At 74.1% G+C, this 25,599-nt stretch carries 23 protein-coding genes; 13 read left to right on the top strand and 10 right to left on the bottom strand.

Annotated features, from left to right (window positions below):
* Positions 1-125: 125 nt before the first annotated feature.
* Positions 126-1,877, bottom strand: coding sequence for a helicase (locus tag ACWIX3_RS03850; RefSeq protein WP_448610763.1), 1,752 nt, complete (start codon positions 1,875-1,877; stop codon positions 126-128).
* A gap of 69 nt (positions 1,878-1,946) precedes the next feature.
* Here ACWIX3_RS03850 and ACWIX3_RS03845 point away from each other — a divergent pair, with 69 nt between their 5' ends.
* The 4 genes from ACWIX3_RS03845 (at position 1,947) to pgm (ending at position 5,729) form a co-directional block, all read left to right on the top strand.
* Complete coding sequence (locus tag ACWIX3_RS03845) at positions 1,947-2,792, top strand: alpha/beta fold hydrolase (RefSeq protein ID WP_448610762.1); 846 nt, start codon at positions 1,947-1,949, stop codon at positions 2,790-2,792.
* Between the two features lie 376 nt (positions 2,793-3,168).
* Positions 3,169-3,315: a hypothetical protein gene (locus tag ACWIX3_RS03840; RefSeq protein ID WP_448610761.1), complete on the top strand. Its 147-nt coding sequence runs from the start codon at positions 3,169-3,171 to the stop codon at positions 3,313-3,315.
* A 287-nt stretch (positions 3,316-3,602) separates the two neighbouring features.
* A complete protein-coding gene (locus tag ACWIX3_RS03835) occupies positions 3,603-4,022 on the top strand; it encodes a DUF4190 domain-containing protein (protein ID WP_448610760.1) in 420 nt (139 codons plus the stop codon).
* Positions 4,023-4,094: 72 nt separating this feature from the next.
* Entirely contained in the window at positions 4,095-5,729 is a 1,635-nt protein-coding gene (gene pgm, locus ACWIX3_RS03830; RefSeq protein ID WP_448610759.1) for a phosphoglucomutase (alpha-D-glucose-1,6-bisphosphate-dependent), read from the top strand.
* A 112-nt stretch (positions 5,730-5,841) separates the two neighbouring features.
* Here pgm and glpK (ACWIX3_RS03825) read toward each other — a convergent pair whose 3' ends face one another.
* The 4 genes from glpK (ACWIX3_RS03825) to ACWIX3_RS03810 form a co-directional block, all read right to left on the bottom strand.
* A complete protein-coding gene (gene glpK / locus ACWIX3_RS03825; protein ID WP_448610758.1) occupies positions 5,842-7,359 on the bottom strand; it encodes a glycerol kinase GlpK in 1,518 nt (505 codons plus the stop codon).
* Positions 7,360-7,405: 46 nt separating this feature from the next.
* Complete coding sequence (locus tag ACWIX3_RS03820) at positions 7,406-8,128, bottom strand: MIP/aquaporin family protein (RefSeq protein ID WP_448610757.1); 723 nt, start codon at positions 8,126-8,128, stop codon at positions 7,406-7,408.
* A 152-nt stretch (positions 8,129-8,280) separates the two neighbouring features.
* A complete protein-coding gene (glpK, locus tag ACWIX3_RS03815; RefSeq protein ID WP_448610756.1) occupies positions 8,281-9,789 on the bottom strand; it encodes a glycerol kinase GlpK in 1,509 nt (502 codons plus the stop codon).
* The gene (locus tag ACWIX3_RS03810) at positions 9,786-10,538 is read right to left on the bottom strand and encodes an IclR family transcriptional regulator (RefSeq protein WP_448610755.1); all 753 of its coding nucleotides are present in this window, start codon (positions 10,536-10,538) and stop codon (positions 9,786-9,788) included. The genes glpK (ACWIX3_RS03815) and ACWIX3_RS03810 overlap by 4 nt, the downstream gene beginning before the upstream one ends.
* A gap of 111 nt (positions 10,539-10,649) precedes the next feature.
* Between ACWIX3_RS03810 and ACWIX3_RS03805 the strand changes: the two genes are divergently transcribed.
* Positions 10,650-12,377 (top strand): glycerol-3-phosphate dehydrogenase/oxidase, encoded by a 1,728-nt coding sequence (locus ACWIX3_RS03805; protein ID WP_448610754.1) that lies wholly within the window; start codon positions 10,650-10,652, stop codon positions 12,375-12,377.
* Positions 12,378-12,585: 208 nt separating this feature from the next.
* On the top strand, positions 12,586-13,722 hold the full coding sequence (locus ACWIX3_RS03800; protein WP_448610753.1) for a M20 family metallopeptidase: 1,137 nt from the start codon (positions 12,586-12,588) through the stop codon (positions 13,720-13,722).
* 12 nt (positions 13,723-13,734) lie between these two features.
* On the opposite strand, the gene ACWIX3_RS03795 is transcribed toward ACWIX3_RS03800, so the two are convergent.
* Positions 13,735-14,625, bottom strand: a complete 891-nt coding sequence (locus ACWIX3_RS03795; RefSeq protein ID WP_448610752.1) for a diguanylate cyclase domain-containing protein — start codon at positions 14,623-14,625, stop codon at positions 13,735-13,737.
* A gap of 134 nt (positions 14,626-14,759) precedes the next feature.
* Here ACWIX3_RS03795 and ACWIX3_RS03790 point away from each other — a divergent pair, with 134 nt between their 5' ends.
* Both ACWIX3_RS03790 and ACWIX3_RS03785 read left to right on the top strand, forming a co-directional pair.
* The gene (locus ACWIX3_RS03790; protein ID WP_448610751.1) at positions 14,760-15,695 is read left to right on the top strand and encodes a hydroxymethylglutaryl-CoA lyase; all 936 of its coding nucleotides are present in this window, start codon (positions 14,760-14,762) and stop codon (positions 15,693-15,695) included.
* A 172-nt stretch (positions 15,696-15,867) separates the two neighbouring features.
* On the top strand, positions 15,868-16,374 hold the full coding sequence (locus ACWIX3_RS03785; protein ID WP_448610750.1) for a flavin reductase family protein: 507 nt from the start codon (positions 15,868-15,870) through the stop codon (positions 16,372-16,374).
* 13 nt (positions 16,375-16,387) lie between these two features.
* Here the strand turns inward: ACWIX3_RS03785 and ACWIX3_RS03780 are convergent, their stop codons facing one another.
* Entirely contained in the window at positions 16,388-18,670 is a 2,283-nt protein-coding gene (locus ACWIX3_RS03780; RefSeq protein WP_448610749.1) for a SpoIIE family protein phosphatase, read from the bottom strand.
* Between the two features lie 147 nt (positions 18,671-18,817).
* Here ACWIX3_RS03780 and ACWIX3_RS03775 point away from each other — a divergent pair, with 147 nt between their 5' ends.
* Positions 18,818-19,570: a hypothetical protein gene (locus ACWIX3_RS03775; protein ID WP_448610748.1), complete on the top strand. Its 753-nt coding sequence runs from the start codon at positions 18,818-18,820 to the stop codon at positions 19,568-19,570.
* Between the two features lie 66 nt (positions 19,571-19,636).
* Here the strand turns inward: ACWIX3_RS03775 and ACWIX3_RS03770 are convergent, their stop codons facing one another.
* The 3 genes from ACWIX3_RS03770 to ACWIX3_RS03760 all read right to left on the bottom strand — a co-directional run bounded on the left by ACWIX3_RS03770 (position 19,637) and on the right by ACWIX3_RS03760 (position 21,624).
* Positions 19,637-20,074 (bottom strand): hypothetical protein, encoded by a 438-nt coding sequence (locus ACWIX3_RS03770; protein WP_448610747.1) that lies wholly within the window; start codon positions 20,072-20,074, stop codon positions 19,637-19,639.
* On the bottom strand, positions 20,067-20,432 hold the full coding sequence (locus ACWIX3_RS03765; protein ID WP_448610746.1) for a hypothetical protein: 366 nt from the start codon (positions 20,430-20,432) through the stop codon (positions 20,067-20,069). The genes ACWIX3_RS03770 and ACWIX3_RS03765 overlap by 8 nt, the downstream gene beginning before the upstream one ends.
* Before the next feature lie 199 nt (positions 20,433-20,631).
* Positions 20,632-21,624, bottom strand: coding sequence for an aldo/keto reductase (locus ACWIX3_RS03760; RefSeq protein WP_448610745.1), 993 nt, complete (start codon positions 21,622-21,624; stop codon positions 20,632-20,634).
* A gap of 124 nt (positions 21,625-21,748) precedes the next feature.
* On the opposite strand from ACWIX3_RS03760, the gene ACWIX3_RS03755 reads away from it, so the two are divergent.
* The 4 genes from ACWIX3_RS03755 (at position 21,749) to ACWIX3_RS03740 (ending at position 25,565) form a co-directional block, all read left to right on the top strand.
* On the top strand, positions 21,749-22,699 hold the full coding sequence (locus ACWIX3_RS03755) for a siderophore ABC transporter substrate-binding protein (RefSeq protein ID WP_448610744.1): 951 nt from the start codon (positions 21,749-21,751) through the stop codon (positions 22,697-22,699).
* 79 nt (positions 22,700-22,778) lie between these two features.
* The gene (locus tag ACWIX3_RS03750; RefSeq protein ID WP_448610743.1) at positions 22,779-23,813 is read left to right on the top strand and encodes an ABC transporter permease; all 1,035 of its coding nucleotides are present in this window, start codon (positions 22,779-22,781) and stop codon (positions 23,811-23,813) included.
* Complete coding sequence (locus ACWIX3_RS03745) at positions 23,813-24,793, top strand: iron chelate uptake ABC transporter family permease subunit (protein ID WP_448610742.1); 981 nt, start codon at positions 23,813-23,815, stop codon at positions 24,791-24,793. The genes ACWIX3_RS03750 and ACWIX3_RS03745 overlap by 1 nt, the downstream gene beginning before the upstream one ends.
* 13 nt (positions 24,794-24,806) lie before the next feature.
* Entirely contained in the window at positions 24,807-25,565 is a 759-nt protein-coding gene (locus ACWIX3_RS03740) for an iron ABC transporter ATP-binding protein (protein ID WP_448610741.1), read from the top strand.
* Positions 25,566-25,599: the final 34 nt, after the last annotated feature.

Genomic DNA, 25,599 nt, shown 5'->3' with positions numbered 1-25,599 from the left:
CTCCGGTTGATCATGGGGTTGTTGCAGGCGGACGCGCAGTCGACGGCGCGCCCTCGAGCATCGACCCCATGATCAACTCGGCGGGCGAGGGGGCAACGCGAGGCGGGGCTCGGCTGAGGTGGCCCTCACTCGGTGAGCGCGACCGGCGGCAGCCAGTCGGCGTCGAGCAGCTCGGCGATCTCCCGCAGGGCGGAGGTGTCCGCCCCGGCGGTGGAACCGCTGACGGCCAGCCGCTCCACCATCACCCGGGCCACCTGCTCCTCCACCGTGTCCTCGGCGAAGGCGACCCGCCACGGGGAGACCTGGCCGTCGCGGTGGGTGCGGCCGGTGACCTGGCGGGCCTGGATGCCGGAGAAGCGCGGCTGGTGGAACAGCCCGACCCGCGGCGTCGTGGCGGCCGCCGCTCCGCCGGGGAGCAGCTCGCCGGCGTGCAGGCTGATCGAGGCGGTGACGGTGAAGACGCACACCGGCGCTGCGCCGGTCTGGAAGCGCAGCCGCTCCGCCTCGACGTCGAAGCGGTCCCTATTTGATCCCGCACCGCCGTAGATGCAGGCCACCGCGATCCCGGCGTCCTGCAGGGCCTCGCGGATCGGGTCGGCCGCCGTCTCGACGAACTCCACCGACACCGCGACCTGCCGCTCGGCCTCGACCTGGGCCCGCACCCAGTCGACGGTGGCCTGGACCCGGATCAGCCCGGCCTTCTGCCGGAACCGCAGCAGTGCGGCCCGTCCGCGGGCGGTCTGTCGCGCCTTGCGGGCCAGCTGCATCTCGGCGCGGAACTCCTGCCACCCCGACTCGTAGGCGGCCTGCTCGGCCGGGGTCAGCGCGACCGGCGTCCCGGTGACCGACACCGGTCCCCACGGGGCCGGCCGGTGCAGCGCCGCGGGCGGGTCGCCGGCGGCCAGCCAGCCCTGCAGCCGCGCCAGGTCGGCGCGGCGCTCGTCGGCGTCCTCGGTCCACGCCCAGCCGTAGCGGCCCCGTTCCACGTGGAACCCGTGCTGGGCGAGCTTCGCCGGGAGGTCCGCCCAGGCGCGCAGCGGCTCGCCGTGCCGCTGGGCGAACTGCGGTGCGAGGTAGGGCAGCTCCAGGGGGGTGTGCGCCGGAGTGGCGGTGGCGGCGATGACGAAGGGCACGTCCTTCGCGCGGCTGCCGCCGGAGACCGCCTTCCAGTGCTTCCAGCGCTGGGTCGTGGTGTGCCGGACCATGTGCGCCTCGTCGGCGATGACGACGTCGAACGAGAGCTTCGCGACCTTCGCCAGCCGGTCCCAGGTGGTGACGCACCAGCGCAGCCCGCCGTCGCCGAAGCCCGCGATCGAGCGGGTCCAGTGCGGGATGGTGATGGCCGCCGGGCGGTCGGCGACGACCAGCACGCGGTCGCCGCCCCGCAGCTCGCAGATCTCCCGGGCGGCCAGGACGGCGGTCCCCGTCTTGCCCACGCCCGGGTCGTCGCCGAGCAGGAAGACCCGGTGCCCGGCCTGCGCGGAGGCGACGACGGCCTCCGCGCCGGTGGCCTGCTCCTCGCGCGGGACCAGCGGCCGACCCGGGCGCACCGCCCGCGGGGAGTCGTTGAGCTCGTCCTCCAGGAAGCGCTCGAAGGTGTACGGCGCCGGGTCGTAGGGGGCCAGCTCCGGGGGCAGCTCCCGGCCGACCCACACGTGCGCCTGCAGGTCCGGCCGCCACTGCGCACCCGGCGCCGGGGCGCGGAACGGGACGGCGAGCACCCAGACCCGCTCCCCCGGGCCGGCGACCGGGCGCTCGGGGGCAGGTTTCGCGGTGCGACGGACCGGCGCCGTGCGGCGGGCCGTCGTGGTGCGGGTGGTGCTGGTCGAGCGGGTCTGGCTCGTCGACCGGGCTGTCCGGCGGCGCCGTCCGGGCACGGGCGTCCTCCTCTGCGTCGGCCGACGACGGTAGGTCGGCGGGACGACGGGATCTGGTGGAATCGCCGGATGGCGACGAACTCCCAGGAGCGGCTGCACGCCCGGACGCTGGGCTCCTCCGGGCCGCGGGTGGTCTTCGTGCACGGGCTCTTCGGCCAGGGCAAGAACTGGACGACGATCGCCAGGGGTCTCGCCGGGGACCACCGGGTCACCCTCCTCGACCTGCCCAACCACGGGCACTCGCCGTGGACGGACCGGGTCGACTACGTCGACATGGCCGAGCTGGTCGCCGCCGAGCTGGGCTCCTTCGGGGAGCCGGTGACCCTGGTGGGGCACTCGATGGGCGGCAAGGTGTCGCTGCAGCTGGCGCTGCGGCACCCGGAACTGCTGCGCGCGCTGGTCGTCGTGGACATCGCCCCGGTCGAGTACCCGTTGTCCGGCGGCCGCACCGACGACCCGGACGAGGAGGCCTCGCCGTTCGCCGCCTTCATCGCGGCCATGCGCGCCCTGGACCTCGACCGGCTCAAGACCCGGGAGGACGCCGACGCCGCGCTGCAGGCCGCCGTCCCGAGCACGATGGTCCGCTCGTTCCTGCTGCAGAGCCTGGTCCGCGAGGGAGCCGGGGCCGACGGTGGCTGGCGCTGGCGGCTCAACCTCGAGCTGCTCGAGCGCGACCTCGGCGAGCTGCGCGGTTTCCCCGAGCCACCGCCGGGCGCCCGCTACGACGGGCCGGTGCTGTGGATCGCCGGCGCGAACTCGCACTACGTGCTGCCCGAGGACCGCGCGCGGATGGAGGAGCTCTGCCCGAACACCCGGCTGGTGCGGGTGAAGAACGCCGGCCACTGGGTGCACTCCGAGCAGCCGGAGGTGTTCCTCGAGACGGTCCGGCGGTTCCTGGAGCGCGTCGAGCGCTGACGGCGGGGAGCTCGGTCGCATTCGACGGTTCCGGCCCGGAACCGGGCACCACCACCGTGGCGGCGACGCACGCGTGCGGCCTGCTGGACGCGCCTCGCCGGGACCGTCGAACCGGGGGCAGGAGCCGACGCCGGGTTCCTCGCCCGGAGCGCCAGGTGATGGTCGAGACCGCCAGAACCGCAGGTCAGGACCGGCATCGCGGCAGATCGGCGCGAGCTTCACGAGTGTCGTCGGCGCACCTCCAGGAGGCCGACCCGAGACGCGCAGGCGCCCGTTACTGAGCGGGGCGGCGTCGTAGCCGTGGGAGCGTCGACGCACGAACGCTCTGGACCGCGAGGAGATCGGTGACCGAGGCACGGCGGCTGGTCGACAAGCTGTGGAGCGACGTAGCCACCGGGACGAGTTCGTCGAGTCGTCCAGGCCCGGCCGCCCCCGGTCCGAGCGGGTGCGGAGCGAGCGGTTCCGGTCGTTCGGCTACGACGATCTCGTCGCGCGGGACAAGGCCAACCTCGACACCACCTGACTCCAGGTCGCCTCGCCGGAGGACGTCGACGACCTCCCGGCGCCCGAGGTCACAGCGCGCGAGATCGCGGACGACCTCACCGCTGCGCTGGCCGAGTTCGAGGCGGTGGCCGCCGCTCCGGAGGGGACGCGCGCAGCCGACCCGGCGTAGGGCTCCTCCACCAGGGTCTCCCCAGTCGGGGTGGCGGGCCCGCGCGCCGAGCCCCGGTGCAGGTCGGCGCCCGGCAGCATGTGGGAACGCCGGACGATCGACGTCCCCGCGGGCACGCAGTCACCAGGAGCGAGCAGATGACACACCCCGGTCCGCACCAGTCCGGTGCCGGCTACCCGTACGGCACGCCGGGCCCGGCTGCCTGGGGTCAGCAGCAGCTGCCGTACGGCGGCCACGCGTCGGTTGGCGGACACCAGGGGCCACCGCCCCCGCCCGGGACCGGGCCCGGCCCGTACGGCCAGCCCTACGGCGGCTACCCGTACGCGCCGCCGCGGACCACCAACGGGTTCGCCATCGCCTCGATGGTGCTGGGCATCCTCTGGCTGTACTGGTTCGGCAGCATCCTGGCGCTGGTCTTCGGCTACGTGGCGCAGAGCCAGATCCGTGAGCGAGGCGATGCCGGCGGCGGCATGGCGACCGCCGGCATCGTGCTCGGCTGGATCGGCGTGGGGTTCCTCGCCCTGTTCATCGCCTTCGGTCTCGCCGCTTCCGTCTGACCGCCGACCCGCCCGACCGGTTGGCGTCGGCCGGGGTCGCGGGGGCGGTGGGTGCAGGGCCAGGATCGGCGCATGACCGACCCCCGTGCCGGACAGCCGGCTGCACCCAGCGACCTGGTCGACGTCGCTTCGCTGGTCACCGCGTACTACACGCTCGAGCCGGACCCGGCCGACCCGGCCCAGCAGGTCGCGTTCGGCACGTCCGGGCACCGCGGGTCGGCGTTCGACCGGGCGTTCAACGAGGCGCACATCGTCGCCACCACGCAGGCCATCTGCGAGTACCGCGCGGCACAGGGCTACGACGGCCCGCTGTTCATCGGCCGGGACACCCACGCGCTGTCCGAGCCGGCCTGGGCCTCGGCCCTGGAGGTGCTGGTGGCCAACGACGTCCCCGTGCTGGTCGACGCCGCTGACCGCTACACGCCCACGCCGGCGGTCAGCCACGCCATCCTGCGGGCCAACCGCGGCAAGAGCTCGGGCCTGGCCGACGGCATCGTCGTCACCCCGTCGCACAACCCGCCCCGTGACGGCGGCTTCAAGTACAACCCGCCCAACGGCGGCCCGGCCGACACCGACGCCACGAAGGTGATCGCGGCCCGCGCCAACGAGCTGCTGCAGGACGGGCTCAAGGGCGTGCGGCGGGTGCCGTTGGCCCGGGCCCGGGCGGCGGCGCAGGCGCACGACTTCCTCGGCGACTACGTCGACGACCTGCCCTCGGTGCTCGACCTCGACGCGGTCCGGGGGACCGGCGTCCGCATCGGTGCCGACCCGCTCGGCGGCGCCAGCGTGGACTACTGGGCGGCGATCGCCGAGCGGCACCGGCTCGACCTCACCGTCGTCAACCCGCTGGTCGACCCCACCTGGCGGTTCATGACGCTGGACTGGGACGGCAAGATCCGCATGGACTGCTCCTCCCCCAGCGCCATGGCCTCGCTCATCGGCAAGCGGGAGCAGTTCCAGATCGCCACCGGCAACGACGCCGATGCCGACCGGCACGGCATCGTGACCCCCGACGGCGGGCTGATGAACCCCAACCACTTCCTCGCCGTCGCGATCTCCTACCTGTTCGCCCACCGGCCGCAGTGGGGTGCCGAGGTCGCCGTCGGCAAGACGCTGGTGTCGTCCTCGCTCGTCGACCGGGTGGTCGAGGGTCTGGGCCGGCGGCTGGTCGAGGTACCGGTCGGCTTCAAGTGGTTCGTCCCCGGCCTGCTCGACGGGTCGGTCGGCTTCGGCGGCGAGGAGTCCGCGGGTGCCTCGTTCCTCCGGCGGGACGGCGGCGTGTGGACGACGGACAAGGACGGCATCCTGCTCGCCCTGCTGGCGAGCGAGATCCAGGCGGTCACCGGCAGTTCGCCGTCCCAGCTGCACGCCGAGCTGACCGCCCGGTACGGGGAGTCGGCCTACGCCCGCGTCGACGCGCCGGCCACGCGCGAGCAGAAGGCGGCGCTGGGGAAGCTCTCCCCGGAGGACGTGACGGCGACCGAGCTGGCCGGCGAGCCGATCACCGCCAAGCTGACGCGCGCGCCGGGCAACGACGCGGCCATCGGCGGGCTGAAGGTCACCACGGAGAACGCCTGGTTCGCCGCCCGCCCGTCGGGCACCGAGGACGTCTACAAGGTCTACGCGGAATCATTCCAGGGCCCCGACCACCTGGCGCAGGTGCAGGAGGAGGCCAAGGCGGTGGTCACCGCGGCTCTCGGGGGGTGAATCCGGGTTCCCGGCGCGAGGGCCGGAGGCTCTCCGCCGGGAACCCGGGGTACGGCTCAGTGCCGCAGGGGCACGGCACCGGGCCGCGGTGCCGTCCGGTAGGACGGCAGTGTCAGCGCACGTCCTCGTCGACCCAGTCGAGGCTCTTGGTGACCGCCTTCTGCCAGTTGCGGTAGTTGCGCTCCCGCTCCTCGGCCGGCATCTGCGGCTCCCAGCGCTTGTCCTCGGCCCACTTGGCGGTCAGCTCGTCGAGGTCGGACCAGAAGCCGACGGCGAGCCCGGCGGCGTAGGCCGCGCCCAGCGCCGTCGTCTCGGCGATCTGCGGCCGGATCACCGGGACGTCGAGGATGTCGGCCTGGAACTGCATGAGCAGCTCGTTGCCGACCATCCCGCCGTCCACCCGCAGCTCGGTGAGGTCGACCCCGGAGTCGGCGTTCATGGCGTCCAGCACCTCACGGGTCTGGTACGCCGTCGCCTCGAGCACCGCCCGGGCCAGGTGCCCCTTGTTGACGTAGCGGGTGAGCCCGACGATGGCGCCGCGGGCGTCCGAGCGCCAGTGCGGCGCGAAGAGCCCCGAGAAGGCGGGGACGAAGTACGCGCCGCCGTTGTCCTCGACCGAGCGGGCCTGGTCCTCGATCTCCGGCGCGCTCTTGATCATCCCGAGGTTGTCCCGGACCCACTGCACCAGCGACCCCGTGACGGCGATCGAGCCCTCCAGGGCGTACACCGGCTTGCCGTCACCGAGCTGGTAGCACAGCGTCGTGAGCAGGCCGTTCTGCGACGGGACTGCCTCCTCGCCGGTGTTGAGCAGCATGAAGTTGCCGGTGCCGTAGGTGTTCTTGGCCATGCCCTTGGTGAAGCAGACCTGGCCGAACGTCGCCGCCTGCTGGTCGCCGAGCGAGCCGGCGATCGGCACCCCGGCGAGGAAGCCGGCCTGGCGGCCGCGGCCGTACTCCTCGGAGTTCGATCGGATCTCCGGGAGCATCGACGTCGGGATGCCCATCTCCTCGGCGATGTCGGCGTCCCAGGCCAGCGACCGGTAGTCCATGAGCATCGTGCGCGAGGCGTTGGAGACGTCGGTGAGGTGCAGCCCGCCGTCGGCCCCGCCGGTCATGTTCCAGATCAGCCAGGAGTCGATGGTCCCCATCAGGAGGTCACCGCGCTCGGCCCGCTCCCGGGCGCCGTCGACGTTGTCGAGGATCCAGCGCACCTTGGGCCCGGCGAAGTAGGTCGCCAGCGGCAGGCCGACCTTGTCCTTGTACCGGTCGGCGCCGCCGCCGAGGGCGCCGAGCTGCTCGACGATCGCCGTGGTGCGGGTGTCCTGCCAGACGATCGCGTTGTAGACCGGCCGGCCGGTGTTCCGGTCCCACACGACGGTGGTCTCGCGCTGGTTGGTGATGCCGATGGCGACCACGTCCGAGTGCCCGACGTTGCCCCGGGCGAGCGCCTGGCCCACGACCTCGCGGGTGTTGGTCCAGATCTCGTCGGCGTCGTGCTCGACCCACCCGGCGCGCGGGAAGATCTGCTGGTGTTCCTTCTGCCCGACCGAGACCACGGCCCCGTCGTGGTCGAAGATCATGCAGCGCGTGCTCGTGGTCCCCTGGTCGATGGCTGCCACGTACTGGCTCACGGGTGATTCCTCTCGCTTCGTCGCGGTGGGGTTCGGGGAGCTGGGGTCAGAGGGGGACGCGGGACAGCAGGCCGCCCAGGACGGCGCCGATCAGCGGGCCGACGATCGGCACCCAGGCGTAGCCCCAGTTGCTGTCCCCCTTGCTGCGGATCGGCAGCACGGCGTGCGCGATGCGCGGGCCCAGGTCGCGGGCGGGGTTGATGGCGTAGCCGGTCGGCCCGCCGAGGGAGGCGCCGATGCCGACGACGAGCAGGGTCACCGCCAGCGGGCCGAGCTCGCCGGGCGTGTCGCCGAAGCGCAGGATGATGTAGACGAGGACGAAGGTGCCGATGACCTCGGTGATCACGTTCCAGGCGGGGGCCTTGATGGCCGGGCCCGTGGAGAAGGTCCCGAGCACCGGCTCGGTCGCCGCGTCGTAGTGCCGCCGGTAGGCCAGCCACGCCACCACGGCGCCGAGGAAGGCGCCGATCAGCTGGGCGACGACGTAGACCAGTGACGACGCCAGGGTGATCGGCACGCCGGGCGCGTACTCGTCCGCGCCGCTCACCGCGAGGCCCAGGGTGACCGCCGGGTTGATGTGCGCCCCGGAGCTCGCGCCGGCGTAGACCCCGGCGAAGACCCCGATGCCCCAGCCGAAGTTGATGAGCAGCCAGTTCGCCCCGTTGCCGTACGTCCCGGGGAGGACGACGTTCGCGACGACGCCGACGCCGAGGAGTATCAGGACGCCGGTCCCGACGACCTCGCTGCCGAACACTGTCCACAGGCTCATGCGGTGCTCCTCATCGCCGGTGATGCGGGGGCCCCGGAGCGGCGCCCGACCGGCACCGCCCCGGACGACGGCCGGGGCGGGTGACGCTATTCACACAGGTGGGAGGCGGACAACGGGTTCTGTACGACGATGTCGCACAGCGCGATCTCGCGTCAGGGACGTTCGCCCCAGGCGATGCTCAGCTGCACGGCGCGCTCCCACTCCGGGTACGCGGCGTCGAGCGCGGCCACCCGCTTCGGGTCGGGGACCCACTGCGCCGAGCGGTGCCAGTTGCGCCGCAGCGCCCAGGTGTCCGACCACACCCCCACGGCGAGCCCGGCCGCGTAGGCCGCGCCGAGGGACACCGTCTCCCCCACCATCGGGCGCACCACCGGGCTGTCGAGCACGTCGGCCAGGAACTGCATCAGCAGGTTGTTGGTGGTCATCCCGCCGTCGACCCGCAGCGCGGTGAGCGGCAGCCCCGAGTCGGCGTCCATGGCCCGGACGACGTCCCGCGTCTGCCAGCCGGTCGCCTCCAGCACCGCCCGGGCCAGGTGCCCCTTGGTGACGTAGGAGGTCAGGCCGGCGACCAGGCCGCGGGCCCGGCCCGCCCAGTGCGGGGCGAGCAGGCCGGAGAACGCCGGGACGATGTAGCACCCGCCGTTGTCCGAGACGCTGCGGGCGAGGGTCTCCACCTCGGCCGCCGAGCCGATCAGCCCGAGGCTGTCCCGCAACCACTGCACCAGGGCGCCGGTGACGGCGATCGAGCCCTCCAGCGCGTAGTGCACCGGCTCCCCCGCCAGCTGGTAGGCCACCGTGCTGATCAGCCCGTGGCGGGAACGGACGAGGTCCTCCCCCGTGTTCTGCAGCAGGAAGCTGCCGGTGCCGTAGGTGCACTTGGCCTCGCCGGGGGCGAAGCAGGTCTGCCCGAACAGCGCCGCCTGCTGGTCGCCGAGCGCACCGCCGATGGGCAGCGGCACCGGCAGTGCGGTCGCGGTGCCGAGCACGCCGACCGAGGGGCGGATCTCGGGGAGCATCGCAGCGGGGACGCCGAAGAGGTCGAGCAGTTCGGGGTCCCAGGAGCAGCGGCGCACGTCCATGAGCAGGGTCCGGCTGGCGTTGGTCACGTCGGTGACGTGCACCCCGCCGTCCGGCCCGCCGGTGAGGTTCCAGACCAGCCAGCTCTCCATCGTGCCGAACAGCAGCTCGCCGCGTTCGGCCCGCGCCCGTGCACCCGGGACGCTGTCGAGCACCCAGCGCAGCCGTGGCCCGGCGAAGTACCCGGCCAGCTCCAGCCCGGTGCGCTCACGGACCAGCGCGGCCTCGGGGCGGGCGGCCAGCTCCTCCACGAGCGGCCCGGTGCGGGTGTCCTGCCAGACCAGCGCCCGCACCAGCGGCCGCCCGGTGGCGCGCTCCCAGACCACCGTCGTCTCGCGCTGGTTCGCGATGCCCAGGGCCACCACCTGCCCGGGCCGGCCGGCGACGTCGCGCAGCGCCTGGGCGGCGGTGAGCTGCGTGTTCGCCCAGATCTCCTCCGGGTCGTGCTCGACCCAGCCGGGGCGGGGGAAGTGCTGGCGGTGCTCGCGCTGGCGGACGGCGACCAGCCGGCCGGCGCGGTCGAACACGATCGACCGGGTCGAGGTGGTGCCCTGGTCCACCGCGAGCACGTACCGCTCCGTCATGGGGAGAGCTCCCGGGACACGGCCGCCGCGGCCTCGACCACCATGGCCCGCAGCGCCGGCCGCGCGGCGTCGGCGAACAGCTCCTCGACCGGGCCGCTGACGCCCAGCGCGCCGACGACCAGGCCACCCGGCCCGTGCACCGGTGCGGCGATGCCGCCCACGCCCAGCCGGTACTCCCCCTGCTGCTCGGCCCAGCCCCGCGCCCGCGCGGTGTGGAGCTCGGCCAGCAGCACCGCCGGGTCGACGACGGTGCGCGGGGTGAGCGCCTCGAGCGGGGCGTCGGCCAGCGCCCGGGCCAGCGCCGGGCGGGAGGCCAGCAGGACCTTCCCCACCGCGGTGGCGTGCGCGGGCAGCACGGCGCCGACCTCGAGTTCCTGCGGGGAGTCGTCGGGCCGGAACACGTGGTGGACGACGACGACCTGCAGGCCCGCCGGTGTCCCGAGCCGGACGGCGAAGCCGCTGCGGGCGGCCAGGGAGTCGGCCCAGTTCGACGCGCGCGAGCGCAGCTCGTTGGCGTCCAGGTAGTGCGAGCCCAGTCCCAGCAGGCCGGCTCCGAGGGTGTAGCGGCCGGTGCGGTGGTCCTGCTCGACGAAGCCGACCGCCAGCAGGGTGCGCAGCAGCCCGTGGGTCGTGGTCTTGGGCAGCCCGACGGAGGCCGCCAGCTCGGTCACGCCCATCTGACCGCCGGACTCGACGATCGCGTGCAGCAAGGTGGCGGCACGCTCGATGGACTGCACGGTGCCGGGCACGGCGCGTCAGCGTAGGCCCTCGCCGTCCGACATTGTCGAACGGCGAGCGTCGACTGGTCCTGAGCACCGTCCTACCGTGGACGGTGAGCAGTCCCCGCCTGAGGAGTCGGCATGCCGGTAGTCCCCGCACTCGGTCCCGAGCAGCGCGCACGAGCCTGGGCCGAGTTGGCCGAACGACCCTTCGAGGTCCTCGTCGTCGGAGGCGGGGTGACCGGTAGCGGCGTCGCCCTGGACGCGGCGACCCGGGGCCTGCGGACGGCGCTGGTCGAGGCCCGCGACTTTGCCAGCGGCACCTCGTCGCGGTCCTCCAAGCTCTTCCACGGTGGGCTGCGCTACCTGGAGTCCTTCGACTTCGGGCTGGTCCGCGAGGCCCTGCACGAGCGCGACCTGAGTGTCACCCGGCTCGCGCCGCACCTGGTCAAGCCGGTGCCGTTCCTCTACCCGCTCACCCGTCACTGGGAGCGGCCGTACGTGACGGCGGGGCTCACCCTCTACGACGGGCTGGCCCGCATCGGCGCGCTGTCGACCCCCCTCCCCCCGCAGCGGCACCTCACCCGCACCGGCGCGCGCAAGCTGTTCCCGGCGCTCAAGCCCGATTCCCTGGTCGGCGCGGTCCGCTACTACGACGCGCAGGCCGACGACGCCAGGCACACCCTGACCCTCGCCCGAACCGCGGCCGCCTACGGCGCCACGGTGCTCAACTCGGCCGAGGTCGTCGCCTTCCACCACGCCGGCGGCCGGGTCACCGGCGTCCGCGTCCGGGACGTGGAGACCGGCAGCGAGGTCGACGTGAAGGCCGAGGTCGTGGTCAACGCCACCGGGGTGTGGACCGACGACATCCAGACCCTGGTCGGCGGGCGCGGCCGGTTCCACGTGCGGGCCAGCAAGGGCGTGCACATCGTCGTCCCGCGCGACCGGATCAACGGCGAGACCGGGCTGATCCTGCGCACCGAGAAGTCGGTGCTGTTCGTCATCCCCTGGGGCAGCCACTGGATCGTCGGGACGACGGACACCGACTGGACGCTGGACAAGGCCCACCCGGCGGCGTCGCGGGCCGACATCGACTACATCCTCGAGCACGTCAACAAGGTGCTGACCGTCGAGCTCACCCACGACGACATCACCGGGGTCTACGCGGGGCTTCGCCCGTTGCTCGCCGGCGAGTCCGAGCTGACCAGCCAGCTGTCCCGCGAGCACGCGGTGGCCCGGCCGATGCCCGGTGTCATCGCGGTGGCCGGCGGCAAGTACACGACCTACCGGCCGATGGCCGCCGACGCGGTGGACGCCGTCGCCGTCGACGTCACGCGGCCGGTGCCGCCCAGCGTCACCGACAACACCCCGCTGGTCGGCGCCGAGGGCTACGCGGCGATGCGCAACTCCCTGGACGGGCTCGCCGAGCGGTGGGGCATCCCGCACTTCCGCGCCGAGCACCTGCTCAACCGGTACGGGTCCCTCACGCCGGAGGTCCTCTCGCTCGCCGATGACGACCCGTCGCTGCTGGCCCCGGTCCCCGGCGCCGAGGAGTACCTCCTGGTCGAGCTGGTCTACGGCGCGGCGCACGAGGGCGCCCAGCACCTCGACGACCTGCTCGCCCGGCGGACCCGGATCTCGATCGAGACGCCGCACCGGGGGGTGGAGTCGGCCGAGGCGGTGGCCCGCGCGGTGGCCGGCGTCCTCGGCTGGGACGAGGGGCGGATCGCCAACGAGGTGGAGAGCTACCGCGCACGGGTCGACGCCGAGCGCCGCTCGCAGGAGGCGGCCGACGACCGGGCGGCCGACGCGGTGCGCGTGGCCGCGCCGGACACCCGCGCCGTCGCGGTCGGCCGCGCGCTCGTCTGATCTGCGGTCCTCCGGACCGCACCGCGGCCCGGTGCCGTCCCCGGCCGCCGTGGAGCCGCTGCCCGTGTCCCGGTCGGGGACCCTCCGGGCCCCGCGACCGGTCCACCGCGGCCCGGTGCCGTCCCCGGCCGCCGTGGAGCCGCTGCCCGTGTCCCGGTCGGGGACCCTCCGGGCCCCGCGACCGGTCCACCCGGGGCAGGATCGGACCATGACGGCGACCGGCCCTGCTCTCGACGTGGTGGCGCTCGCGCGGGAGCTGGTGCGCCGCCCGACCGTCTCCGGTGACGCCGCCGCGCAGCGCGACGTCCTGGGCACGCTCACCGAGGTGCTCCGGGAGCGCGCTCCGCACCTGCAGGTCACCGAGGGCCGCGACCGCGACCACCCGTGGACCCTGCTGCGGACGCCGGCCGACCCCGACCGCCGGTGCCTGCTGCTCGCCTGCCACGTCGACACCGTGCCGGCGACCGACCCCTCCGCCTGGCAGCGCGACCCCTTCGACGGCGACGTGGACGGCGGCCGGGTGTGGGGCCGCGGCGGCAGCGACATGAAGGCAGGCGTGGTCGCCGCAGCGGCCGCGCTCGCCGCCGCGGACCCGGGGACGCCGGTGGCGCTGCTGCTCACCAGCGACGAGGAGATCGGCTCGAAGGGAGCCGCCGCGGCCGCCGCGGCCGTCGCCGAGCTGCCCGTGGGCGCGGTCGTCGTCCCGGAGGCCACCGGTAACCGGGTGGTCCTCGGCCACAAGGGAGCGCTGTGGCTCGCCGTCCGGACCGCGGGCCGGGCCGCACACGGCAGCACGCCCGAGCGCGGGCACAACGCGGTGCTGGACCTCGCCGCGCTGCTCACCCGGGCCGGCGGGGCGTTGCCGCTGCGCAGCGACCCCTTCCTCGGCACCGAGACGTGGAACTGCGGTGTCGTCGCCGGCGGCACGGTGCCCAACGTCGTCCCGGACCGCGCCGAGGCGGTCGTCGACCAGCGCACCGTGGCCGACGGCGGCGACCTGCTCGCCTGGTGGCGGTCGCAGCCCGAGGTCGCCGACGTCGAGGTGCGGGTGGACCTGCCGCCGGTCGGCACCCCCGCCGACGACCCGTGGGTGGCCTCGCTGCCCGCGCCGGTGCTGCCCACGCCCGCCACCTACTTCACCGACGCCTCGGTGCTGGTGCAGGTCGTCGGCGGCGCCCCGATCGTGGTCTGGGGGCCGGGCACCCCGGCGGTCATGCACGCCGTCGACGAGTACGTGGAGCTCGCCGAGCTCGAGCAGGCCGCGGCCGCCTTCACCGACGTCGTCGCCCGCTGGAACGGCCCTCCTGCAGCGTCCCGCCGCGAGCCTGCGACTGGTGGGGGGTAGGAGGGTCCTCCTTCAGCCCCGCCGGGCGGCCTTGTCGACGTACATGGCGTCGTCGGCTGCCCGCACCAGCGCCCCGAACGCCCGCTCCGGATCGGTGCCGCCCTCCACGGTCCCGATCCCGATGCTGAGCGCCAGGGAGAGGGTCAGCCCTCCGCTCAGCTGCAGCGGCTCGCCCACCCGCTCCCGCAGCCGGACGGCGAGGGCCTCGGCGTCGGCCCGACCGCTGTTCTCGCAGACGACGCTGAACTCGTCGCCGCCCACGCGCGCCGCGGTGTCACTGGCGCGCAGCACCGAGGTGAGACGCTCGGCGAAGGCGATCAGCACCGCGTCGCCGACGGGGTGGCCGTGGACGTCGTTGATCACCTTGAAGCCGTCGAGGTCCACGCCGAGCAGGCTGGTCGGCGTCCGCTCGCGACGGCCTCGTTCCAGGGCGTGCTGCAGCCGGTCGGTGAAGAGGGCCCGGTTGGGCAGGCCGGTCAACGGGTCGTGCAGCGACCGGTGCACCAGCGCGGCCTCCAGGTCCTTGCGCTCGGTGATGTCCTCGACGATGGCGACGATGTGCGGCGGATCGCCCTGCGGGGACGCCGGCACCCACGACGAGGTCACCTGCACCGGCACCACACTGCCGTCCCGCCTGACCAGCCGGGTCTCGTGCCGCATCATCAAGCGGCGGGTCAGCAGCTCCGCGAAGGCCTCCTGCGCAGCCGGACGGTTGTCGGGGTGGACGAGCTCGAGCATCGAGGTGCCGTACAGGTCCTCGAACGACCGCCCGATCATCGCGACGAAGGCCGGGTTGACGTCGACCAGCAGCCCGGCGGGGGTGGCGAGGACGATGCCCATGGGCGCATTGGCGAACGCGCTCCGGCGATCCGCCGGGGGGAGCGTGTCCGCCGTGTCCGTCACATCCCACCTCCGTGCCGGTCATCCTGCGCCGACAGGCCCTCGTCCTGCAGCTTCTCGGCTGGAAGTGCCCGGAGACGTTCCACGTGGAACCCGAGGTCGGGGGAGGATGGCACGGGATAGACCGAGGAGGGCCCATGAACGAGTTCGACCTGGTGCTGCCCGCGACGGTGGACGTCCGCGAGGTCGGCATGCGCGACGGCCTGCAGCTGGAGGCGCCGGTGCCCCTGGAGGGCAAGCTGGCGATGCTCGAGGCGCTCGTGGCCACCGGCGTCCGCCGGATCGAGGTGACCTCTTTCGTCTCGCCCAAGGCCGTGCCCGCGCTGGCCGACGCCGACCGGCTGGCCGCCGAGCTGGACGCCTTCGACGGCGTGCTCTTCTCCGCCCTGGTCGCCAACACCCGCGGGGCCACCCGCGCGGTGGACGCCGGAGTCGCCGACCTGGAGTACGTCGTCTCCGCCTCCGACGGGCACAGCCGGGCCAACGCCGGGCGCGGCACCGCCGAGGCGGTCGCGGCGGTCGGTGAGATCGCGGGCCTGGCGCACGGCGCGGGCGGAACGCTGGAGGTGGTCATCGCCACCGCCTGGGACTGTCCCTTCGACGGCCGCACGCCCATCCCCCGCACCGTGGACGTCGCCCGCGCCGCGGTCACCGCAGGCGCCGACCGGATCTGCCTGGGCGACACGATCGGCACGACCACCCCGATGCGGGTCGTGCAGCTGCTCGACGCCGTCCGCCGGGCCTGCCCGGGCATCGACGTGGGCGTGCACTTCCACGACACCCGCGGCACCGGGCAGGCCAACGCGCTGGCCGCCGTCCAGGCGGGGGTGACCCAGCTGGACGCCTCGGTCGGTGGCCTCGGCGGCTGCCCGTTCGCGCCCGGCGCGAGCGGCAACATCGCCACCGAGGAACTCGTCTACATGCTCGAGGAGTCCGGTGTGCGCACCGGACTGGACCTCGGCGCCGTCCTCGCCGCCGCCCGGGTCACCGAGCAGGCCGTGGGTCGCGCGCTGCCCAGCTCGCTCTACCGGGCCGGCGGCCCCTCGGTGCCCCGTCCGGCATCCGTCGGGTGACGCCGCCGGGAGCGTCGCAGCGAGCGCCCGATCCGGCAGCGAGCGAGCATCGCAGCGAGCGCCGGCGAGCGAGGGAGCGGAACGAGCGCCGGCGAGCGAGGAGCGGACCGGGGGCGGAGCCCGACCCGAGGACCCCGTCGGTGGCGTGCGCGCCCGTGGTTGGCTGGTGGGCATGAGCCAGCCGTCGGGGGGCGGGGCGGTCGACCCCCGCACCATGCGCGACGTCCTCGGTCACTTCGCCTCGGGCGTGACCGTGGTGACCGCCCAGGGGGACGAGGGGCCCATCGGCTTCACCTGCCAGTCGTTCAGCTCGCTGTCGCTGGACCCGCCGCTGGTGGTCATCGCGCCTGCGCGCACCTCGCGCACCTGGCCGCGGCTGCGCGACCTCGGCCGCTTCTGCGTCAACGTGCTCGCCGAGGACCAGACCGCGCTGTCGGCACGGTTCGCCCGCTCGGGCGCCGACAAGTTCGCCGGGGTGTCCTGGCGCCCCAGCCCGCAGGGTCAGCCGGTGCTCGAGGACGTCGTCGCCTGGATCGACTGCGAGCTGTGGGCGGAGTACGACGGCGGCGACCACACGCTCGTCGCCGCGCGGGTGCTGGACCTGGGCGCGGACCCCGGCCGGCGGCCGCTGCTGTTCCACCGCGGCGACTACGGCTTGCTGGAGAGCCCGCGGGGCTGAGGGGTCGGGTGCCCTAGCAGAACCGGACGGCGATCAGCGCGACGTCGTCCCGCCCGTCGAGGGAGCCGGCGACCGCGGCGTCGCACAGCGCCCGGGGGCCAGCCCCGGCCGGGGTGGCGGTGAGCCGGTCGACCAGCTCGGCGATGCCCTCGTCGAGGTCGGCGCCCGGCCGCTCGATGAGCCCGTCGGTGTAGGCCAGCAGCGTGGCGTCGCGCGGCAGGTCGATCGACGTCGACCGCCGGGGCCGGCTGCCGTCGACGCCGATCAGCAGGCCGGTCACCCCGTCCAGCACCCGGACCTCACCGACGGCCGTGCGGAGCAGTGGCGGCGGGTGGCCGGCGCTGGCCAGGGTCAGCCGCCACGGCTCGTCGTCGCCGGCCGGGGGCACCGCACGGGCGTAGACGATCGTGGCCATGGAGGCCACGCCCAGACCCTGCACCAGCCGGTCCACCCGCGCGAGGACGACGCCGGGGTCGGGGTCGAGCGCCTCCCAGGCGCACGCCCGGATCAGCCCGCGCAGGTGCCCCATCGCGGCGGCCGCCGTGATGTCGTGGCCGACGACGTCGCCGATCACCACGCCGATCGACCCGTCGGGCAGGTGCAGCAGGTCGTAGAAGTCGCCGCCCACGTCGGCCGCCGTCGAGGCGCTGACGTAGTGGGCGGCCGACTCCACGCCGGGGATGGCCGGGAGCTCGGGCAGCAGCGAGCGCTGCAGCGTGTCGGCGACGGTGTGCTCCTGCTGGTAGAGGCGCACGTTGTCCATGGCCAGCGCGGCGCGGCGGGCCAGGTCCTCGGCGAGGTCGACGTCCTCCCGGTCGAAGGGCCGCTCGGTGTCGGCGCGGGCCAGCAGGATGGCGCCGCGGGTCCGCCGGCGGGCGACCATGGGGACGGCGAGCAGCGATCGCACCCCCAGCCGCTCGGCGGCCTGGCGGGTGGCCTCGGAGGTGAACAGGTCGTCGAGGTGGTCACCGGCCTGCTGGACGAGCACCGGCCGGGAGGACGCGATGCTGCGGCGGGTCGGCGAGTCCTCCGGCAGGTGCCCGATGTGCTGGGTGGCCAGCACGTGCAGCTCCTGCTCGAGCCCGTCGCGGTGCCGGGAGGCGGTCTCGCGGACGGTCCCGGTGTCGTCGACCAGGGAGATGAACACCCAGTCGGCGAGCAGCGGCACGCACAGCCGGGCCAGCCGGTCGAGGACGTCGGTCAGGTCGAGCGTGGCGATCAGCGTGCTGGTCGCCTCGGCCATCAGCGCCAGGCGGCCCTGCATGCGTTCGGCGTCCGCGCGCGCCCGCTCGGCGTCGACCTGCGCCCGCTCGGCGGTCGCGCGGGCCAGCTCGGCCTCGTGGCGGGCGGCCTGCTCGGCGGCGAACGCCTTCTCCCGCTCGCGTTCCACCCGCACCCGCTCGGTGACGTCGGTCTGCACGCCGACGAAGCTGACCAGCTCGCCCTGGCCGTCGAAGACCGGGCTGATGGAGAGCTGGTTCCAGAACGCGGTGCCGTCCTTGCGGTGGTTGAGCAGCGTCGTGGTGATCGCCCGCCCCTCGGCGAGCGCGGCGCGGATCTCCGCCACGGACCCGGGGTCGGTGGCCGGGCCCTGCAGGAAGCGGCAGTTGCGACCCACCGCCTCCTCGTTGTCGTAGCCGGTGATCCGGGAGAACGAGGGGTTCACCCAGACCAGCGGGTCGTCCGGTTGGCGCGGGTCGGTGATGGTGAAGGCGATGTCGGTGGCGACGACCGCCCGCTCCCGCAGTGCCTGCAGCTGGTCGCCGGCGGCGTCGGTGCCGCCGACGTGGACCTCGAGGAAGACGACGAGTGACAGGTGTTCGTCACCGTCGGGCCGCGACAGGGGGAAGCCGGTGACCCACAGCAGCTGGTCGGGGCGGTCGTCGTCCCCGTTCCCGTGCCCCGGCGCCATCCGCACCGCCTCGCCGGTGACCGGCAGGCCCTGGGCGACCAGCGACAGCGGGCCGGACGTGCTGGCCAGGGGCTGCCCGCCCAGGTCGGTGAGACCGACGGAGGCGCCCCAGGTGTCGATGTCGACGGGGAGGCGGACGTTGCCCGCCAGCTCCACCGCGGCGCTGTTGGCGTAGGTGACCGCCCCGGCGCTGCGGTCGATGAGCAGCACGGCCACCGGGACGTCGGCCAGCACGCCCGGCAGTGAGGCGGACACGCTGCCGGTCCCCGCCTGCTCGATGACGGCGGTGGCCGCGGTGACGACGCCGGCCTCCTCGCGGCCCACTGCGCCCTCAGGGCGCTGGACGGGAGTCGAGTCCCGCGGACGGTCGCGGTCGGCCGGCACGGGACGACAGTAACCAGGCGGCCACCCGGTCGACCACCAGGGTCACCCGCCTGACCTGCGGTTGCGGGACCGCAGGTGTGGACGGCGGTCCCGCGGGAACCCTCCGGTCGAGGTACGCCGTTCCCCGACCGGAGGGAGACGATCGCCATGGGACTGCTCGACCGGCTCTTCGGCCGCCGCCGACCCGACCACGACCGGTACCACGACGGGGGGTACCAGCAGGCCGCGCCGCAGTACGACGGGTACCAGGCGCCGCCCCCGCCGCCGCAGGGTGGAGCGCCGACGGACCAGCAGGCGGTCGAGCGCTACCGCTACCTGCTGCGCACCGCGCCGCCGGACAAGATCGAGGAGGCGCACGCGGAGGCCTTCGCCCAGCTCACGCCGCAGCAGCGGCAGGAGGTGCTGGTGCAGCTGGCTGCCGCGGTGCCCTCTTCGGAGCGGCCGCGCTCGGACGACCCGCGCTCCCTCGCCCGCGCGGCCACCCGGGCCGAAGTGCGCCAGCCCGGGACGCTGGAGCGCGCTTTCGGCGGTGGCTTCGGGGGAGGCGGCTACGGCCCCGGGTACGGCGGTGGCTACGGCGGTGGCTACGGCGGTGGCTACGGACGCGGCTACGGCGGGCCGAGCTTCGGCAGCACGCTGGGCGCCAGCCTGCTCGGGACCGTCGGCGGACTGGTGGTCGGCACGGCGGTCGCCGACGCGCTCTTCGACACCGGCCTCGGCGACGGCGGCCTGTTCGGCGGCGGTGACGAGGAGGCCTACGCCCAGGGCTACGAGGACGCCCAGGGCGACGGCGGCGACTACGGCGGCGACCCAGGTGGTGACCTCGCGGGTGGCGCGGACCCCGGCGGCGACTTCGGCGGTGACTTCGGCGGTGGTGACTTCGGCGGTGGGGAGTTCTAGGAGGACCTCCGCCCCCACTGCTCGCGAGCTCGCGGCGGGAGCCTGCAGCGAGGCCACCGCCACGGTTCACCGCAGCGGTTGGGGCCCCTGCGTCCGCGGGGCGCGGCGCAGGTAGAGCAGCCCGACCACCGGCAGGACCAGCGGGATGAACAGGTAGCCGCGGCCGTACGCCGACCACACGGTCTCGTCGGGGAAGGCGGCGCGGTCCACCAGCGACAGCGTGCCCACCACGAGGACGCCGACCAGCTCGACGGTGATCGCGACCAGGGCGACCCGGCGTCCCCCGCGGGCCAGGGCCACGGTCGCGACGACGTAGACCGCCGCGGCCAGTGCGGAGAGCAGGTAGGCGACCGGCGCCTCGGCGAAGCGGGTCGACAGCTGGACGGCGGCGCGCGCGCCGGCGGCGAGGGCGAAGACGCCGTACACCGCGACCAGCACCCGGCCCGGCCCACCGGCGGTCGCGGGGCGCTCGCCCGCCGGCCGGTCCCCCGTCGTCTCAGCCACCCGTCACCTCCCACAGCTCCTCCAGCCGCCACACCATCACGCCCACGGCCCCGGCCGCCACGGCCAGCACGGTGCCGGCCCAGCGGCTGGGCTCCGTCCGTGCCCACAGCGCCCCGGCGATCGGCAGCAGCACGATCCCGGCCAGGTAGCCGAGGAAGGTCGGGGTGTCGGCCAGGCGCTCCCCGCGCAGCAGCAGGACGACGGCGAGCCCCGCCTGCACCAGCAGCAGCACCTCCAGCAGCGCCGCACCCCACAGGTGCAGCAGGCCGATCCGCCGGCGGGCGAGGGTCGAGGCCACCCCGGCCAGGGCGAGCAGCCCGGCGGCGACGGTCACCGCGATGACCAGCGGGAGGGTCACCGGGCGGACGCCGTGACGGGGGTGGCGGGCACGGGCACCATCCTCCCGCGCAGGGCGCGGCCACCCATCAGGGCCCCGCCGGCGCCGTCCCGGCTCCGCCCAGGGGTTCGCCGCGAGCTGGTGACGTGATGGAACGGCCGCCCTTCAGGGGCCCGCGCCGAGCCTGCGAGGCGCGGGGGGAAGGGTGGTCCTCCTCCTCTCAGCGGTGCACGCTCGACATGTCCGGGTAGCGGTCACCCGCCGTGGCGCCCACGGGAGCGGCCTCGTCCAGCCGGCGCAGGTCCTCGTCGGTGAGCCGCACGTCGGCGGCCGCGGCGTTCTCCTCGAGGTAGGCCACCCGCTTGGTACCGGGGATCGGCACGATCGTCGGGGAACCCCCGCGGTCGCTCTGCGCCATCACCCACGCGAGCGCCAGCTGGGTGGCGGTCACGCCCTTCTCGTCGGCGATCTCCCGGACCCGGTCGACGAGTTCCAGGTTCCTCGCGAAGTTCTCCCCCTGGAAGCGCGGGTTGTTCCGGCGGAAGTCGTCGGGCGCGAGGTCCTCGACGCTGCGGATCCGGCCGGAGAGGAAACCGCGGCCGATCGGCGAGTAGGCGACGAAGCCGATGCCGAGCTCGGCGCAGGTGGCCAGCACGCCGTCGTCCTCGGGGTCGCGGGTCCACAGCGAGTACTCGGTCTGGACGGCGGTCACCGGCTGCACCGCGTGCGCCCGGCGGATGGTCTCCGGCGCGGCCTCGGAGATGCCGACGTGCCGTACCTTCCCGGCCTCGACCAGCTCCCTCAGCGCACCCCAGGTGTCCTCCACCGGGACGGTGGTGTCGACCCGGTGCTGGTAGTAGAGGTCGATGACGTCGACGCCGAGCCGCTGCAGCGAGGCGTCGCAGGCGCGGCGCACGTAGTCCGGCCTGCCGTTGATGCCGAGGAACGAGCCGTCCTCGCCGCGCTCGTTGCCGAACTTGGTGGCGAGCACCACCTCGTCCCGCCGGCCGGCGATGGCCTTCCCGACCAGCCGCTCGTTGGTGAACGGGCCGTACATGTCCGCGGTGTCCAGGAAGGTGACGCCGAGGTCCAGCGCCCGCTGGATGGTGCGCTCGGCCTCCGCCTGGTCGCCGGTGCCGTAGAACTCGCTCATCCCCATGCAGCCCAGTCCCTGGGCCGAGACGGGCAGTCCGCCCAGTGTGCGTGTCTCCATGCCCAGGCCCTGCCCGCGCCGGCGCCGGTCCAACCCGCTCCCGGGGGCTGGTTGACAGACGCAACGGGGAGTGTGGCAGGTTAGGCACACCTCAGTAAGGCAAGCCTCTCCTGTCAGGAGCACGATGCGCACGCCCTCCCGGCCGCTGGCCGCCCTCTCCCTCACCGTGGCCACCGCCCTCGCCGTCAGCGCCTGCGGCGGTAGCGAGGACACCACCGCCGAGGCGGCCTCGGGGTCCGGCGAGGTCACCGTCACCCACGCACAGGGCGAGACCGCCGTCCCGGCCGACCCGCAGGAGGTCGTCGTCTTCGACGTGGGCGTGCTGTCGACCCTGGACAGCCTCGGTGTCGAGGTCGCCGGTGTGCCGGAGGCGACCTACCCGGAGTCGCTCTCGCAGTACGGGGGGGACGAGTACGCCAAGGTCGGCTCGCTGTTCGAGCCCGACTACGAGGCGGTCAACGCCCTCGCGCCGGACCTGATCATCGTCGGCGGGCGCTCGGCCGCGGTGTACCCGGAGCTCGCCGAGATCGCCCCCACCATCGACCTGACCGTCGACAACTCCGACTTCCTGGCCTCCTTCGAGGAGCGGGTGACCACCCTCGCGGAGGTCTTCGGCGAGGAGGACGTCGTCGCCGACCGGCTGGCCGCTCTCGACCAGCGGGTCACCGAGGTCAAGACGGCCGCGGAGGGCGCGGGCGACGCGCTCTTCGTGATGACCAACGCCGGCGAGGTCAGCGCCTACGGTCCCGAGACCCGGTTCGGCCTGGTCTACGACGAGCTGGGGCTGACGCCCACCGACGAGGGGCTGACCGCCGCCGACCACGGCGACGCCGTCTCGTTCGAGTACATCGCCGAGAAGGACCCCGACATCCTGCTGGTGCTCGACCGTGACGCCGCCATCGGCGAGTCCGGCACGTCCGCGCAGCAGGTGCTCGACAACGAGCTCGTCCGGAGCACGACGGCGTGGGAGAACGACGACGTCCACTACCTCGACTCGTCCGTCTGGTACATCGCGCCGAACGGTCTGCCGTCGGTCGAGCAGATGGTCGAGGAAGTCGCTGCGGCCGTCGGGTGAGCTGTGAGCGAGCTCGCGAGCTCACCAGAGGCACAGCAGCCGTGCGAACGCAGCCGATGAGCGCCGGCGAGGCGGCGGCGTGAGCAGCACGACCGAACGACGCAGCGGCGCCGCACCTGCCCCCTCCGGGCAGGTGCGGCGCCGCCGCGGTGTGCAGCGCCGGCACGTCGCCGTCGCGCTGGCGGCCCTGGCGCTCGCCGCGTTCGCGTCCCTGTTCATCGGGGTCAGCGACCTGACGCCGGCCGACCTGCTGGACCCGGACGAGGCGCAGGCCCGGGTCCTGTGGACCAGCCGGGTGCCCCGGCTGCTCTCGATCCTGCTGGCCGGGTCGGCGATGGCGGTGGCCGGGCTGGTGATGATGCACCTGACGCGCAACCGGTTCGTGTCCCCGCAGACCGCCGGGACGACCGAGTGGGTGGGGCTGGGCATCGTCGTCGCGACGCTGTGGTTCGGCAGCACCTCGGTGCTCGGCAAGATGTCGATCGGCGTGGTGTTCGCTCTGGTCGGCACCGCGTTCTTCGTCTGGCTGCTGCAGCGGATGGTGCTCACCGACGTCGTGGTGGTCCCGCTGGTCGGCATCCTGCTCGGCGGCGTGGTGAGCGCGGCGACGACCTTCCTGGCCTACCGCTTCGACCTGCTGCAGTCGATGGACGCCTGGATGAACGGCGACTTCTCCGGCGTCGTGTCCGGCCGCTACGAGCTGCTCTGGCTCGTGCTGGCCGCCACCGTGGTCGCGTACCTGTGGGCCGACCGGTTCTCCGTCGCCGGCATGGGCGAGAGCTTCGCGATCAACCTCGGAGTCCCCTACACCCGGGTCGTCATGGTCGGCCTGGCCATCGCCTCGGTGGTCACCGCGATCGTCGTGGTCAGCGTGGGGTCGATCCCCTTCCTCGGCCTCGTCGTCCCCAACCTGGTGACCCTGGCCATGGGCGACAACCTGCGCCGCGTGCTGCCGGTGACCGCGCTGACGGGTGCGGCGTTCGTGCTGGTGTGCGACGTGCTGGCGCGCACCATCCGGTACCCGTACGAGGTGCCGGTCGGGATGATCGGCGGCGTCATCGGCGGCGTGCTGTTCATCTGGCTGCTGCTGCGCGCCCGGAAGCGGGCCTTCTGATGACCGCCGTCCTCACCGCGCCGCAGCGGGCCACCCGCCGCCGGCGCACGCTGCTCGTCCTCGGCGTGCTCACCCTGGCCGTCGTCGCCGCGTTCCTCACCGTGGACGTGACCGGCTCCTGGGACTACGCCCTGCAGCAGCGCGGCCGCCGGCTGGCCGCGATGGCCGTCGTCGCCGTGGCGGTCGCGGTCTCCACCGTGCTGTTCCAGACGGTCACCAACAACCGGATCCTGACCCCGGAGATCATGGGGTTCGACCGGCTGTTCGTGCTCATCCAGACCGTGGGGGTGTTCTTCCTCGGCGCCTCGACCGTCACCACGACCGACCCGCGGCTGCGCTTCGCGGTCGAGGTCGTCGTGCTCATCGGCTTCGGCGCCCTCCTCTACCGGTCGCTGTTCGGCCGCACCGAGCGCGACGTGTACGTGCTGGTGCTCCTGGGCGTCGTGCTCGGCTCCACGTTCACCAGCCTCACGCTGCTGGTCTCCCGGCTGATCGACCCCAACGAGTTCCTGACCCTGCAGGACCTGCTGTTCGCCAGCTTCAACTCGGTCGACCGGCAGATGCTGGCGCTGTCGGCGGTCCTCGTCGTCCTGGTCACCGCGGGCGTGTGGCGGCTGCTCCCCCGGCTGGACGTCGTCGCGCTGGGTCGGGACACCGCCGTGGGCCTGGGCGTCGACCACCGGCGGGTGGTCAACCGGGCGTTGCTGGCCGTCGCCGTCCTCGTCGCCGTCGCCACCGCGCTGGTCGGGCCCATCACCTTCCTCGGTCTGCTGGTGGCCAACCTGGCCCGCCAGCTGCTGGGCACCCACCGGCACGCCTGGGTGCTGCCCGGCGCGGCCCTGCTGGCGCTGCTCGCGCTCGCCGGCGGGCAGCTGGTCCTCGAGCAGGTGTTCGGCTTCAACTCCAGCCTCAGCATCGTCGTCAACTTCGTGGGCGGGATCGTCTTCATCGCCCTCCTGATCAGAGAGCCTCGTCAGTGAGGGAGCAGAACCCGTGATCGAGATCGAGTCCGTCTCCAAGGCCTACGGCGGCGTCCGCGTGCTGGACGACGTCTCGCTGACGATCCCGACCGGCGGCATCACCTCGCTGATCGGTGCCAACGGCGCGGGCAAGTCGACCCTGCTGTCGGTCGCCGCGCGGCTCCTGCCGGCCGACAGCGGCCGGGTGCGGGTCGACGGGATGGACGTCGCGACGGCGCCGGGCACGGTGCTGGCGAAGCGGCTGGCGGTGCTGCGCCAGGAGAACGCCATGTCGGTGCGGCTGACCGTGCGCGAGCTGGTCGCCTTCGGCCGCTTCCCGCACTCCGGCGGGCGGCTGACCGCCGAGGACCGCCGGCTGGTGGACGAGGCGATGGCGTGGTTCGAGCTCGGCCCGCTGGCCGACCGGCACCTCGACCAGCTCTCCGGCGGCCAGCGGCAGCGTGCCTACGTGGCGATGGTGATGTGCCAGGGCACCGACCACGTGCTGCTCGACGAACCCTTGAACAACCTCGACATGCGGCACGCCGTCCAGATGATGCGCATGCTGCGCGGGATGGCCGACGAGCTGGGCCGCACCGTCGTCCTCGTCGTGCACGACGTCAACGTGGCCTCCTGCTACTCCGACCGGATCGTCGCGATGCGCGAGGGCCAGCTGGTCGCCGAGGGTCCGACGTCGGAGCTGATGACCCCTGAGCTGCTGCGCAAGGTGTTCGACGTCGAGGTCGAGGTGCACGAGCTGGCCGGACGGCGGATCGGCGTCCCCTGGTCGTGACCTGACCCGCGGCGCCGGCCGGCGCGGGTCCCCG

Source organism: Geodermatophilus sp. URMC 60, from assembly GCF_053502585.1.
Note: the sequence above shows the minus strand (reverse complement) of the source record. Positions and strands in the feature narration are given on the sequence as shown.

Excerpts from the sequence above, each read along its gene's own strand:
- ACWIX3_RS03845 (WP_448610762.1), top strand. The coding sequence starts at position 1,947 with ATGGCGACGAACTCCCAGGAGCGGCTGCACGCCCGGACGCTGGGCTCC.
- ACWIX3_RS03835 (WP_448610760.1), top strand. The coding sequence starts at position 3,603 with ATGACACACCCCGGTCCGCACCAGTCCGGTGCCGGCTACCCGTACGGC.
- pgm (WP_448610759.1), top strand. The coding sequence starts at position 4,095 with ATGACCGACCCCCGTGCCGGACAGCCGGCTGCACCCAGCGACCTGGTC.
- ACWIX3_RS03820 (WP_448610757.1), bottom strand. The coding sequence starts at position 8,128 with ATGAGCCTGTGGACAGTGTTCGGCAGCGAGGTCGTCGGGACCGGCGTC.
- glpK (WP_448610756.1), bottom strand. The coding sequence starts at position 9,789 with ATGACGGAGCGGTACGTGCTCGCGGTGGACCAGGGCACCACCTCGACC.
- ACWIX3_RS03805 (WP_448610754.1), top strand. The coding sequence starts at position 10,650 with ATGCCGGTAGTCCCCGCACTCGGTCCCGAGCAGCGCGCACGAGCCTGG.
- ACWIX3_RS03800 (WP_448610753.1), top strand. The coding sequence starts at position 12,586 with ATGACGGCGACCGGCCCTGCTCTCGACGTGGTGGCGCTCGCGCGGGAG.
- ACWIX3_RS03790 (WP_448610751.1), top strand. The coding sequence starts at position 14,760 with ATGAACGAGTTCGACCTGGTGCTGCCCGCGACGGTGGACGTCCGCGAG.
- ACWIX3_RS03785 (WP_448610750.1), top strand. The coding sequence starts at position 15,868 with ATGAGCCAGCCGTCGGGGGGCGGGGCGGTCGACCCCCGCACCATGCGC.
- ACWIX3_RS03775 (WP_448610748.1), top strand. The coding sequence starts at position 18,818 with ATGGGACTGCTCGACCGGCTCTTCGGCCGCCGCCGACCCGACCACGAC.
- ACWIX3_RS03760 (WP_448610745.1), bottom strand. The coding sequence starts at position 21,624 with ATGGAGACACGCACACTGGGCGGACTGCCCGTCTCGGCCCAGGGACTG.
- ACWIX3_RS03755 (WP_448610744.1), top strand. The coding sequence starts at position 21,749 with ATGCGCACGCCCTCCCGGCCGCTGGCCGCCCTCTCCCTCACCGTGGCC.
- ACWIX3_RS03745 (WP_448610742.1), top strand. The coding sequence starts at position 23,813 with ATGACCGCCGTCCTCACCGCGCCGCAGCGGGCCACCCGCCGCCGGCGC.